Source organism: Streptomyces sp. NPDC006450 (assembly GCF_040612195.1).
Classification (GTDB): Bacteria; Actinomycetota; Actinomycetes; order Streptomycetales; family Streptomycetaceae; genus Streptomyces.
Window position 1 is genome coordinate 1 of sequence record NZ_JBEXPT010000161.1, and the last position, 11,970, is coordinate 11,970.

Below are 11,970 nucleotides of genomic sequence, written 5' to 3' on the forward strand. Positions count from 1 at the left end.
CGAGGGCCGGACCCGGCCCTCGTCCCCGGGACACCCCCTGGCGTCACCCCCGCCTCAGCACGCGGGAGGCGCCCGCCGCGACCGTCGTGGCGAGGATCCAGCCCAGGATGACCAGGGCCGCCGTGCCCCACTGCCAGCCGCCCCGCAGAATCCACTGGTCCTGCTGGCCGAGGTCGATCACCGGGAGCAGCAGGTCCAGGGCGAACAGCACCGGGTTCCAGTCCGGGTGCTCCTCCGCCTTCAGCGGCGGCGGCTCCCCGTGCACCTCGAACAGCAGGGCCCCGGCCGCCCACAGCACGGCCATCCACAGCGCCGCCCGCCCCGGCCGGTAGCCGTAGACCACCGTCCAGTCCTGGAGGTACCCCCACGCGCGCAGCGCCGGCGGCAGCGTCGTGCGCCGGCGGCGCTGCTTGGCGAGCAGCACCGCGCGGGCGTCCGCGTCCTCCCCGGAGGCCCGCAGGACCGCGGCGAGCCGCTCGTAGGGTTCCGGGGAGTACTCGGGGGTGGCCGCCTCGACCCACTCCAGTCGGCGGGCCGGCGGGAAGAGGCCCCGGGGCGCGAGGTTCTCGTAGGCGAAGCCCTCGATGGACAGCCGGCCCGGGCGGCCCGGCCAGCTCGTGGCGGTGTCCACGAGCTTGACCACCTGCGAGCCCGACAGCACCACCCGGCCCCGCTCCGGCCGCTCGCCGACGAACCGCAGCTCCGGGGTGTGGATGCGGCGCAGCGAGACCTCCTGGTCCTCCGTGAGGGTGAACCGGGCCCCGTAGAAGTCCACCGCGTCCCCGAAGCGGCCGTCGTCCAGCCGCAGGCCGCCCCGGCACTCGAAGTGCTGCGCGGGCTCGCCCCGCAGCGGGGTGTGGCCCACCCCGTAGGGGGGAGTGGAGGAACCGGAGTCGCCCGAGACGTAGTCCACGGCGATGGAGGTCAGGTAGAGGGTGCGCTCGACGGTGAGCTGCGGGGCGTTCAGCGCCCGCCTCCCGGCCGGATTGATCAGGCGGGCCCCGCGCAGGCTCATCGACACGCCGATCTTGGCGCCGCGCAGGCTCAGCTCCCCGTAGGTCCGCAGCAGCTCGCCCTGGAAGTCCTGCGCGACCGACATCCCGTCGGCGGCCAGGGCCCGCCCCTTGCCGTCGCGCTGCAGTACCGCCTCGCTGATCAGCAGGTCGGTGCCGATCTGCGCGTCGGTCAGCCGGACCCCGCGCGCCACCCGGCAGCGCGGCAGGTGCAGATCGCCCTCGGTGTGCAGGCGGGCCGCGTCCAGCCGGGGTATCGCGCAGTTGACCAGGCGCAGCGTGCCGAAGCGGGTCTCCGAGAGCTGCACCTCCCCGTCGAAGCGGCAGGACTGGAGCTCTACGTACGGGGCGACCGTGCCCCCGGAGAGGTCGAGGCGGCCGGTGATCCGCACCCCCCGCAGCTTGAGCGAGGCCACCCGGCCCGGCACCGGGCCCGGCCCGTGGAGCAGCAGCAGCGCCACCACCGCCGCGCGGACGCTGCGCCCGGGGCCCCACACCCGGTCGGCGTGCGGATCGTCCCGTTCGGCGCTGCGGGCACTGAGATCGCAGACGCTGCCGGTCCGGTACGCCTCCCACATGAGCCGTTCGGGGCCCGTGAGATCGGCCGGTTCCCCGTCCGGGCGTGCTTCGGCCATGGCGGCCCCCCTCCGCTCGTCCGCGCGCAGGACACCGCGCGGCCTCTCCGCTCGTACGCGCGGACGAGCCGCGCGTACTGCACGCTAGGGGGCCGCTGTGACATCGGGAAACGTCCGTGGCGCGTATCAGCCAGTGATACGGACGAACGGTGGCGCGAGGCGGTCTGAGAGAATTGGCAGGTGATCTCTCGTATCGACCTGCGCGGCGACACCCTCCCCGAGGGTGGCGCCCTGCGCGATCTGCTGCCCCGTGCCGAGTTCGACGTGGAAGCCGCCCTGGAGAAGGTGCGGCCCATCTGCGAGGACGTCCACCATCGTGGGACGGCGGCGCTGATCGAGTACGCGCAGAAGTTCGACGGGGTCGAGCTCAAGCAGATCAGGGTGCCCGCAGAGGCGCTCAAGACCGCTCTGGACCAGCTCGACCCGGCCGTCCGTGCCGCCCTGGAGGAGTCGATCCGGCGCGCCCGGATCGTGCACCGCAACCAGCGCCGCTCCGAGCACGTCACCCAGGTGGTCCCCGGCGGCACGGTGACCGAGAAGTGGGTTCCGGTGGAGCGCGTGGGGCTGTACGCCCCGGGCGGCCGCTCGGTGTACCCGTCCTCCGTCGTCATGAACGTCGTCCCGGCCCAGGAGGCGGGCGTCCAGTCCATCGCGCTCGCGTCCCCGCCGCAGGTGGACTTCGACGGACTGCCGCACCCCACGATCCTCGCCGCGTGCGCGCTGCTGGGCATCGACGAGGTGTACGCGGCCGGCGGCGCCCAGGCCGTCGCGATGTTCGCGTACGGCACCGAGGAGTGCGCCCCCGCCAACATGGTGACCGGCCCCGGCAACATCTGGGTCGCCGCCGCCAAGCGCTACTTCACCGGCAGGATCGGCATCGACACCGAGGCCGGCCCGACCGAGATCGCGGTCCTCGCGGACTCCACGGCCGACCCGGTGCACGTCGCCGCCGACCTGATCAGCCAGGCCGAGCACGACCCGTTGGCCGCCGCCGTCCTCGTCACGGACTCCGCGGAGCTCGCGGCCGCCGTCGAGAAGGAGCTGGAACCACAGGTCGCGGCCACCAAGCACGTCGAGGACCGGATCAAGCCCGCGCTGGCCGGCCGCCAGTCCGCGATCGTGCTGGTCGACAGCCTGGAGGACGGCCTCAAGGTCGTCGACGCGTACGGCGCCGAGCACCTGGAGATCCAGACCGCCGACGCGGCCGCCTGGGCCGCCCGCGTGCGCAACGCCGGCGCGATCTTCGTCGGCCCGTGGTCCCCGGTCTCGCTGGGCGACTACTGCGCCGGCTCCAACCACGTGCTGCCCACCGGCGGCTGCGCCTGCCACTCCTCGGGCCTGTCCGTGCAGTCCTTCCTGCGCGGCATCCACATCGTCGACTACACGCGCGACGCCCTCGCCGAGGTCACCCACCACGTGGTGACGCTCGCCGAGGCCGAGGACCTGCCCGCGCACGGCGCGGCTCTCAAGGCACGTTTCGGGTGGAAGGTTCCCCAGGCATGACCGGCACCACCGACAGCACCGCGGCCGTCATCGGCATCGACGACCTCCCCATCCGGGACGAACTGCGCGGCAAGACCCCGTACGGCGCCCCCCAGCTGGACGTGCCCGTCCAGCTCAACACCAACGAGAACCCGTACGGGCTGCCCGAGGAACTCGTCGCGCGCATCGCCGAGCGGGTCGCCGAGGCCGCCCGCACCCTCAACCGGTACCCCGACCGGGACGCCGTCGAGCTGCGCACCGAGCTGGCCGCCTACCTGACCCGTACCGGCAAGCACCCGGTCGCGCGGGAGAACGTATGGGCCGCCAACGGCTCCAACGAGGTCCTCCAGCAGCTGCTGCAGACCTTCGGCGGGCCCGGCCGCACCGCGATCGGCTTCGAGCCCTCCTACTCGATGCACGCGCTCATCGCGCGCGGCACCGGCACGGAGTGGATCTCCGGTCCGCGCAGCGAGGACTTCACCGTCGACGTGGAGGCCGCCGAGCGCGCCATCGCGGAACACGCGCCCCACATCGTCTTCATCACCTCGCCCAACAACCCCACGGGCACCGCGGTCGGCGCGGAGACGGTCCTGGCCCTCTACGAGGCAGCGCAGGCGGCCCGGCCCAGCCTGGTCATCGTCGACGAGGCCTACGTGGAGTTCAGCCACCGGGACTCGCTGCTGCCCCTGATCGAGGGCCGCCCGAACCTGGTGGTCTCCCGGACCATGTCCAAGGCCTTCGGCGCCGCGGGCCTGCGCCTGGGCTACCTGGCCGCGCACCCGGCCGTGGTCGACGCCGTCCAGCTCGTACGCCTGCCGTACCACCTGTCGGCCGTCACCCAGGCGACTGCGCTGGCCGCCCTGGAATTCACCGACACCCTGCTCGGCTACGTCGAGCAGCTCAAGGCCGAGCGCGACCGCCTGGTCACCGAGCTGCGGGGGATCGGCTTCGAGGTCACCGACTCCGACTCGAACTTCGTACAGTTCGGCCGGTTCGAGAACTCCCACACCGCCTGGCAGAAGATCCTCGACCAGGGCGTCCTGGTCCGGGACAACGGCGTACCGGGATGGCTGCGGGTCACCGCGGGCACCCCGGCCGAGAACGACGCGTTCCTGGAAGCGGTTCGCGCACTGAAGAAGGAGCAGCACGCATGAGCCGCATCGGACGGGTCGAACGGACCACGAAGGAGACCTCGGTCCTCGTCGAGATAAACCTCGACGGCACGGGCAAGGTCGACGTCTCGACGGGCGTGGGCTTCTACGACCACATGCTCGACCAGCTCGGCCGCCACGGCCTCTTCGACCTCACGGTCAAGACCGAGGGCGACCTGCACATCGACAGCCACCACACCATCGAGGACAGCGCGCTCGCGCTCGGCGCCGCCTTCAAGCAGGCCCTCGGCGACAAGGTCGGCATCTACCGCTTCGGCAACTGCACCGTGCCGCTCGACGAGTCCCTCGCCCAGGTGACCGTCGACCTGTCGGGCCGCCCGTACCTCGTGCACACCGAGCCCGAGAACATGGCGCCGATGATCGGCTCGTACGACACGACGATGACCCGGCACATCTTCGAGTCCTTCGTCGCGCAGGCCCAGATCGCCCTGCACATCCACGTGCCGTACGGCCGCAACGCCCACCACATCGTGGAGTGCCAGTTCAAGGCGCTGGCCCGGGCCCTGCGCTACGCCGCCGAGTTCGACCCGCGCGCCGCCGGGATCCTGCCCTCCACGAAGGGCGCCCTCTAGCGTGAACGGGCTCAACACGATCCTGATCGTCCTCGGCCTGTTCCTGGCCGGCGGCGTCTACTCCTTCAAGAAGCAGGAGATGCCCGCCTCGGTCATCGCCCTGCTCGCCATCGGCTCCGTGATGTGCCTGGTCGCCGGAGTGCTGCGGATCCAGGGAATTTGGGAGTGAGCACCTTGACCCCCACCAAGAAGGTCGTGGTCTTCGACTACGGCTTCGGCAACGTCCGCTCCGCCGAGCGCGCCCTCGCGCGCGCCGGCGCGGACGTGGAGATCACCCGCGACTACGACAAGGCCATGGACGCCGACGGACTGCTCGTCCCCGGCGTCGGAGCCTTCTCCGCCTGCATGCAGGGCCTCAAGGAGGCGCGCGGCGACTGGATCATCGGCCGCCGGCTCTCCGGCGGGCGCCCGGTCATGGGCATCTGCGTCGGCATGCAGATCCTCTTCGAGCGCGGCATCGAGCACGGCGTGGAGACCGAGGGACTCGACGAGTGGCCCGGCACGGTCGGCCCGCTCCAGGCCCCGATCGTCCCCCACATGGGCTGGAACACCGTGGACGCGCCGGCCGACAGCCAGGCCTTCGCCGGCCTGGACGAGGACGCCCGCTTCTACTTCGTGCACTCCTACGCGGCCCACGACTGGTCGCTGGAAGTCACCAACCCGCTGATCAAGGCCCCCAAGGTCACCTGGGCCACGCACGGCGAGCGGTTCGTCGCGGCGGTGGAGAACGGGGCCCTGTGGGCCACCCAGTTCCACCCCGAGAAGTCCGGGGACGCCGGCGCCCAGCTCCTCACCAACTGGATCGAGACCCTGTGATGACGACGTCGAAGAAGCTCGAACTGCTCCCCGCCGTCGACGTCCGCGACGGCCAGGCCGTCCGCCTCGTGCACGGCGTGTCCGGCAGCGAGACCTCCTACGGCTCCCCGCTCCAGGCCGCCCTCGCCTGGCAGGCCGCCGGCGCCGAATGGCTGCACCTGGTCGACCTGGACGCCGCCTTCGGCACCGGTGACAACCGCGCGCTCGTCGCCGAGATCACCGGCGCCATGGACATCAAGGTCGAGCTGTCCGGCGGCATCCGCGACGACGCCTCGCTCGCCGCGGCCCTCGCCACCGGCTGCACCCGGGTCAACCTCGGCACCGCCGCCCTGGAGACCCCCGAGTGGGCCGCCAAGGCCATCGCCGAGCACGGCGACAAGATCGCCGTGGGCCTCGACGTACGCGGCACCACCCTCAAGGGCCGCGGCTGGACCAGCGAGGGCGGGGACCTCTACGAGACCCTCGCGCGCCTGGACTCCGAGGGCTGCGCCCGGTACGTCGTCACCGACATCGGCAAGGACGGCACCCTCACCGGCCCCAACCTGGAGCTGCTGAGGAACGTCTGCGCCGCCACCGACCGGCCCGTCGTCGCCTCCGGCGGCATCTCCTCCCTCGACGACCTGCGCGCACTCGCCGGGCTCGTCGCCTCCGGCGTCGAGGGCGCCATCGTAGGCAAGGCCCTGTACGCCAAGGCGTTCACGCTCGAAGAAGCCCTGAAGGTGGTCTCCGCATGAGTTCCGAGCAGATTTCCGACACGGCGTCCGCCGTCCGGCGCATCTCCTCCGGCGGCGCCTACGAGGACGTGCTCGGCTACTCCCGCGCCGTCCAGCTCCCCAACGGGCTCGTCCTGGTCTCCGGCTGCACCGGCGCCGACGCGGGCGGCCCGTACGACCAGACGAAGAAGGCCTTCAGCGTGGCCTTCAACGCGCTGGAGCAGGCCGGGCTCGGCCCCGAGCACGTGGTCCGCACCCGGCTCTACCTCACGCACGCCCGTGACGTGGACGAGGTCGGCCGCGCCCACAGCGAGCTCTTCGACAAGATCCGCCCCGCCTCGACGCTGATCATCGTCAACGGGTTCGTGGACCCGAGCATGGTCGTCGAGGTGGAGGTCGAGGCCTTCGGCCCCGTCCAGGGAGGCTCCGCATGACCCTCGCCGTACGGGTGATCCCCTGCCTGGACGTGGACAACGGCCGCGTGGTCAAGGGCGTCAACTTCCAGAACCTGCGCGACGCCGGCGACCCGGTCGAGATGGCCAAGCTCTACGACGCCGAAGGCGCCGACGAGCTGACCTTCCTCGACATCACCGCCTCCTCCGGGAACCGGGAGACCACCTACGACGTGGTGCGCCGCACCGCCGAGCAGGTCTTTATCCCGCTGACCGTGGGCGGCGGCGTCCGCACCGCCGACGACGTGGACAAGCTGCTGCGGGCCGGCGCCGACAAGGTCGGCGTGAACACCGCCGCCATCGCCCGGCCCGAGCTCATCCAGGAGATCGCCGAGCGGTTCGGCCGGCAGGTGCTGGTGCTGTCGGTCGACGCCCGCCGCACCGCCTCCGGTTCCTTCGAGGTGACCACCCACGGCGGCCGGCAGAGCGCCGGCATCGACGCCGTCGAGTGGGCGCACCGGGCGGCCGAGCTGGGCGCCGGGGAAATCCTGTTGAACTCGATGGACGCGGACGGTACCAAGGACGGCTACGACACCGAGATGATCGCGGCCGTGCGCAAGCACGTCACGGTCCCGGTGATCGCCTCGGGCGGCGCGGGCAAGCTGGCGCACTTCCCGCCGGCGATCGCGGCGGGCGCCGACGCGGTGCTCGCGGCCTCGGTGTTCCACTTCGGAGACCTGCGCATCGGCCAGGTCAAGGACGCGCTGAGGGAAGCGGGCCACCCGGTCCGCTGAGTACCGCTCTGCCCGTGGGGGGCTCGCTGTGAACGGGAACGTCTGGCGGGACGCCAATGTCCTGCGCTGGCTGGCCGCCTACGGGGCTTCGCTGGTCGGGGACGGGGTCTACTTCCTCGCCCTCGGCTGGGCGGCCGCCCAGAGCGCCGGCCCGGCCGAGGTCGGCCTGGTCATGGCGGTCGGCGCGATACCGAGGGCCCTGCTGATGCTGGGCGGCGGGGTGGTCGCGGACCGCTTCGGGCCCCGGCTCGTGGTCATCTCCTCCGACGCGGTGCGGTGCGGTGTCGTCCTGGCACTGGCGCTCGTCCTCGCCCTCGGCTCCCCGGGCCTGTGGGTCCTGGTGCTCGTCGCGCTGGTCTTCGGCATCGTGGACGCGCTGTTCATGCCGGCCGTCGGGGCGCTGCCGCCCCGGATCGCCGGACCCGGGCACCTGGTACGGGTCCAGGGGCTGCGCAGCCTCGCGGAACGCGTCGGGCACACCGCCGGGCCGCCGGTGGCGGGGCTGGCGATGGGGCTGGGCGGGCCGGCTTCGGCCTTCGCGGTGGCCTCGGCACTGTTCGGGGTGTCGCTGGTGCTGCTGGTGGCCGTACGGATCGCTCCGCTGCCGGCTCCGGCTCCCGGCCAGGTGCCGGCTTCCGCTTCCGAGAGCCCTTGGAGACAGCTCCGCTCGGGGCTCGGCTACATCCGGCGGCACGGGCTGATCGGCCCCCTGGTGCTCTCGGGGGCACTGAGCCAGCTGGGCACGTCCGCGCCGATGACGCTGGGGCTGATCCTCGTCTCCGAGGAGCGCGGCTGGGGGCCGGGCGGAGTCGGCTGGATCATCGGCGGAATGGGACTGGGTGCGGCGTCGAGCGCGCTGGTGCTGACCCTGATCCCGAGGTTCCCGCGGGCCGGGGCGATCCAGAACCTCACCCTGATCATCGGCTCCGCCGGCATCGGCGGCCTCGTGCTGGCGCCGAGCCTGCCGGTGGCGGTGGGGCTGGCCGTGCTCACGGGACTGGTCTGCGGGATCTGCGGCGGCCTGGCCGTCGCCCTCATCCAGACGGCCACGGATCCCTCGTACCTGGGGCGGGTCAGCTCCGTGATGGCCTTCACGGCGGTCGGCCTGGCCCCGCTGGCCTACCCCGTCTTCGGCTTCGCCGCCGACCTCTGGGGCGTGACCCCGGTCTTCCTGGCGGGAGCGGCGGTGAGCATGGCGGGCGCGATCGTGGGCACCTCGGCCCCCGCGGTCCGCCGCGCGGAGCTCGCCCTGGCCTGAGCCCTGCGGGGCTGTCCCCGCAGCAACCCTCGCCCCGCAGGGCCGACCCGGCCGCACCCGCCCACCGGGCTCACGCCGGGACGGCGGTGGCGGGCACGCGGACGGGCCACCGCCGGACGGGGTCCGGCGCAGCGGGGCGAAGCCCGCGCAGCGGTGCGAGCGGCGCGTGAAGAAGGGCGGAACTAGATGCCCAGCTCTGCCCTCGTGAGCTTCGCGACGGCTTCCTTCGGGCCGTCCAGTTCCACCGCGGCAGCGTCCTGGCGGCCGAAGCAGAAGAGGGTCAGCTCTCCCGGCTCCCCCGTCACCGTCACCACCGGCGCGCCCTTGTGGGCCACCGCCGTCTGGCCGTTCGGGCGGCGCAGGACCAGGCCCACCGGGGAGCGGCGGCCCGTCAGGCGGGCCAGCTTCTCCAGGCGGGACCAGAGGGAGTCGGAGAAGACCGGGTCCAGGGTGCGCGGGGACCAGTCCGGCTGGGCGCGGCGGACGTCCTCGGCGTGGACGTAGAACTCCACCGCGTTCGCCAGCTCGTCGATCGGCTTCAGCGCGTAGAGGGACATCTTCGGCGGGCCGGTCCGGATCAACTGGATGAGCTCCTCGTACGGCTTGGCCGCGTACTCCTCCATCGCCTTGTCCAGGCGGGCCTTGAGGACGTTCAGCAGCAGCCCGCCCGCCGCGTCCGGGCGACGCTCCCGAACCACCACGTGCGCGGCCAGTTCCCGCGTCCGCCAGCCGTCGCACAGCGTCGGCGCCTCCGGGCCGGCCGACTCCAACAGGTCTGCCAGCAGCAGTCGTTCACGCTTCGCATGGGTAGACATGCGAGCCAGCCTACGGCCGGAACCCGCCCCGTGCCTGCTCATCAGGCGGACAGGGATCCTTGATCGTCCCCCCGGCCCGGCACAATGGCTCCCATGAGTACGTCCTCCCTCGATCCCGCCATCGCCGCCCGCCTCAAGCGCTCCGCGGACGGTCTGGTCCCGGCCATCGCCCAGCAGTACGACACCGGTGAGGTGCTCATGCTCGGCTGGATGGACGACGAGGCCCTGCACCGCACCCTGACCACCGGCCGCTGTACGTACTGGTCGCGCAGCCGTCAGGAGTACTGGGTGAAGGGAGACACTTCCGGCCACTTCCAGCACGTGAAGTCCGTCGCGCTCGACTGCGACGCCGACACCGTGCTCGTCAAGGTGGACCAGGTCGGGGCGGCCTGCCACACCGGTGCCCGGACGTGTTTCGATGCCGACGTCCTGCCCCTGGCCGGTCCCTCCGGCCCCACCGCCGAAGCCGAATAGCCGAAGCCGATCATAGGTAAGGTCCCACGCCATGGATCTTGAGACGTTCCGCAAGCTCGCGGCCGACCGCCGCGTCATCCCCGTCAGCCGCAAGCTGCTGGCGGACGGTGACACGCCCGTCGGGCTCTACCGCAAGCTGGCCGCCGAACGCCCCGGGACGTTCCTCCTGGAGTCCGCCGAGAACGGCCGCTCCTGGTCGCGCTACTCCTTCGTCGGCGTCCGCAGCGCCTCAACCCTCACCGTCCGGGACGGCCAGGCCCACTGGATCGGCACCCCGCCCGTCGGCGTCCCGACCTCCGGAGACCCGCTGGAGGCCCTGCGGCAGACCGTGGAGGCCCTGCACACCCCCCGGGACCTGGCCTCCGGCATGCCGCCCTTCACCGGCGGCATGGTCGGCTACCTCGGCTACGACATCGTGCGCCGGCTGGAGCGCATCGGCGAGCACACCGAGGACGACCTGCAGCTGCCCGAGCTGACGATGCTGCTCACCTCCGACCTGGCGGTCCTGGACCACTGGGACGGCACCGTCCAGCTCATCGCCAACGCCATCAACCACAACGACCTCGCCGCGGGCGTCGACGAGGCGTACGCGGACGCCGTCACGCGCCTCGACGCCATGGAGGCCGACCTCGCGCGGCCCGCCCCGTACGCGCCGATGCCGCTGCCCGCCTCCGAACTCCCGGAGTACTCGGCTCTCTGGGGCGGCGAGAAGTACCAGGCCGCCGTGGAGGACGTGAAGGAGCGGATCCGGGCCGGCGAGGCCTTCCAGGTGGTGCCCTCGCAGCGGTTCGAGACCCCGTGCAGCGCCTCCGCGCTCGACGTCTACCGGGTCCTGCGGGCCACGAACCCCTCCCCGTACATGTACCTCTTCCGCTTCGAGAACGGCTTCGACGTCGTCGGGTCCAGCCCCGAGGCGCTGGTCAAGGTCGAGGACGGGCGGGCCATGGTCCACCCCATCGCCGGTACCCGGCACCGGGGCGCCACCCCGCAGCAGGACAACGAGCTCGCCGACGAGCTGCTGGCCGACCCCAAGGAGCGCGCCGAGCACCTCATGCTCGTCGACCTCGGCCGCAACGACCTCGGCCGGGTCTGCGAGCCGGGTTCGGTGGAGGTCGTCGACTTCATGAGCATCGAGCGGTACTCGCACGTCATGCACATCGTCTCCACCGTCACCGGTCGCGTGGCCGAGGGCCGGACCGCCTTCGACGTCCTCACCGCCTGCTTCCCGGCCGGCACCCTGTCCGGGGCGCCCAAGCCGCGCGCCATGCAGATCATCGAGGAGCTGGAGCCCACCCGCCGCGGCCTCTACGGAGGCTGCGTCGGCTACCTCGACTTCGCCGGGGACTCCGACACCGCCATCGCGATCCGCACCGCGCTGCTACGCGACGGGAAGGCGTACGTCCAGGCCGGCGCCGGGGTCGTCGCCGACTCGGTGCCCGAGCTGGAGGACGCGGAGTGCCGCAACAAGGCCGCCGCGGTGCTGCGCGCGGTGGCAGCGGCGAACCGCCTCCACGGCGCCTGAGCCCGTAGGGGATAGTGGGGTACGTGAGTGCCGTACCCCCGCCCCGAAACGAACACGCCGATGCCGCCGCCGATCCCGAGGCCCCCTCGGGCCGCGGCGGCCGCCGCAGCGTGGCCGTCGCGCTGCTGCTCGGCGCGCTCGGCGCCACCGTCGTCCTGCTCGCCTCCGGCCGCGTCTGGGCCCGGGGCGTCGCCGCCATCGGCGGCGGCTCGCTGCCGGTGACCGCCGACGGGCGGGCCGTCACCGGCCTGCCCGCCGCCCTGGCCATCGTCGGGCTCGCCGCCCTGGTCGCCGTCTTCGCCGGCCGCGGCA

At 72.6% G+C, this 11,970-nt stretch carries 14 protein-coding genes; 12 read left to right on the plus strand and 2 right to left on the minus strand.

The window, feature by feature from the left end; translation table 11 throughout:
• Positions 1-43: 43 nt before the first annotated feature.
• Entirely contained in the window at positions 44-1,648 is a 1,605-nt protein-coding gene (locus tag ABZY57_RS29825) for an oxidoreductase (protein ID WP_356517187.1), read from the minus strand.
• Positions 1,649-1,828: 180 nt separating this feature from the next.
• On the opposite strand from ABZY57_RS29825, the gene hisD reads away from it, so the two are divergent.
• Genes hisD through ABZY57_RS29870 form a run of 9 tightly spaced genes read left to right on the plus strand, consistent with a single transcriptional unit; the run spans position 1,829 to position 8,847 of the window.
• Complete coding sequence (hisD, locus tag ABZY57_RS29830; RefSeq protein WP_356517189.1) at positions 1,829-3,151, plus strand: histidinol dehydrogenase; 1,323 nt, start codon at positions 1,829-1,831, stop codon at positions 3,149-3,151.
• Positions 3,148-4,284, plus strand: a complete 1,137-nt coding sequence (locus ABZY57_RS29835; RefSeq protein ID WP_356517191.1) for a histidinol-phosphate transaminase — start codon at positions 3,148-3,150, stop codon at positions 4,282-4,284. Before hisD ends, ABZY57_RS29835 begins: the two co-directional genes overlap by 4 nt.
• Positions 4,281-4,874 carry an imidazoleglycerol-phosphate dehydratase HisB gene (hisB, locus tag ABZY57_RS29840; RefSeq protein WP_215035049.1) on the plus strand — a complete coding sequence of 198 codons (594 nt, stop codon included), beginning with the start codon at positions 4,281-4,283 and terminating at the stop codon, positions 4,872-4,874. The genes ABZY57_RS29835 and hisB overlap by 4 nt, the downstream gene beginning before the upstream one ends.
• 1 nt (position 4,875) lies before the next feature.
• Positions 4,876-5,043, plus strand: a complete 168-nt coding sequence (locus ABZY57_RS29845) for a hypothetical protein (RefSeq protein WP_266909496.1) — start codon at positions 4,876-4,878, stop codon at positions 5,041-5,043.
• A 5-nt stretch (positions 5,044-5,048) separates the two neighbouring features.
• Positions 5,049-5,690, plus strand: a complete 642-nt coding sequence (gene hisH / locus ABZY57_RS29850) for an imidazole glycerol phosphate synthase subunit HisH (RefSeq protein ID WP_356517206.1) — start codon at positions 5,049-5,051, stop codon at positions 5,688-5,690.
• A complete protein-coding gene (gene priA, locus ABZY57_RS29855) occupies positions 5,690-6,424 on the plus strand; it encodes a bifunctional 1-(5-phosphoribosyl)-5-((5-phosphoribosylamino)methylideneamino)imidazole-4-carboxamide isomerase/phosphoribosylanthranilate isomerase PriA (RefSeq protein WP_356517194.1) in 735 nt (244 codons plus the stop codon). Before hisH ends, priA begins: the two co-directional genes overlap by 1 nt.
• Positions 6,421-6,837 carry a RidA family protein gene (locus ABZY57_RS29860; RefSeq protein WP_356517196.1) on the plus strand — a complete coding sequence of 139 codons (417 nt, stop codon included), beginning with the start codon at positions 6,421-6,423 and terminating at the stop codon, positions 6,835-6,837. Before priA ends, ABZY57_RS29860 begins: the two co-directional genes overlap by 4 nt.
• A complete protein-coding gene (gene hisF, locus ABZY57_RS29865; RefSeq protein ID WP_266909499.1) occupies positions 6,834-7,589 on the plus strand; it encodes an imidazole glycerol phosphate synthase subunit HisF in 756 nt (251 codons plus the stop codon). The genes ABZY57_RS29860 and hisF overlap by 4 nt, the downstream gene beginning before the upstream one ends.
• A 28-nt stretch (positions 7,590-7,617) precedes the next feature.
• A complete protein-coding gene (locus ABZY57_RS29870) occupies positions 7,618-8,847 on the plus strand; it encodes an MFS transporter (RefSeq protein ID WP_356517198.1) in 1,230 nt (409 codons plus the stop codon).
• A gap of 182 nt (positions 8,848-9,029) precedes the next feature.
• Here the strand turns inward: ABZY57_RS29870 and ABZY57_RS29875 are convergent, their stop codons facing one another.
• Positions 9,030-9,662 (minus strand): TIGR03085 family metal-binding protein, encoded by a 633-nt coding sequence (locus ABZY57_RS29875; protein WP_356517200.1) that lies wholly within the window; start codon positions 9,660-9,662, stop codon positions 9,030-9,032.
• Positions 9,663-9,746: 84 nt separating this feature from the next.
• Here ABZY57_RS29875 and hisI point away from each other — a divergent pair, with 84 nt between their 5' ends.
• From hisI to ABZY57_RS29890, 3 genes are all read left to right on the plus strand, one after another.
• The gene (gene hisI, locus ABZY57_RS29880) at positions 9,747-10,136 is read left to right on the plus strand and encodes a phosphoribosyl-AMP cyclohydrolase (protein WP_250743796.1); all 390 of its coding nucleotides are present in this window, start codon (positions 9,747-9,749) and stop codon (positions 10,134-10,136) included.
• Positions 10,137-10,167: 31 nt separating this feature from the next.
• A complete protein-coding gene (locus ABZY57_RS29885; protein WP_356517202.1) occupies positions 10,168-11,658 on the plus strand; it encodes an anthranilate synthase component I in 1,491 nt (496 codons plus the stop codon).
• Positions 11,659-11,672: 14 nt separating this feature from the next.
• Positions 11,673-11,970, plus strand: a 298-nt coding sequence (locus ABZY57_RS29890; RefSeq protein WP_356517204.1) for a Trp biosynthesis-associated membrane protein, incomplete at its 3' end; no start/stop codon positions are given.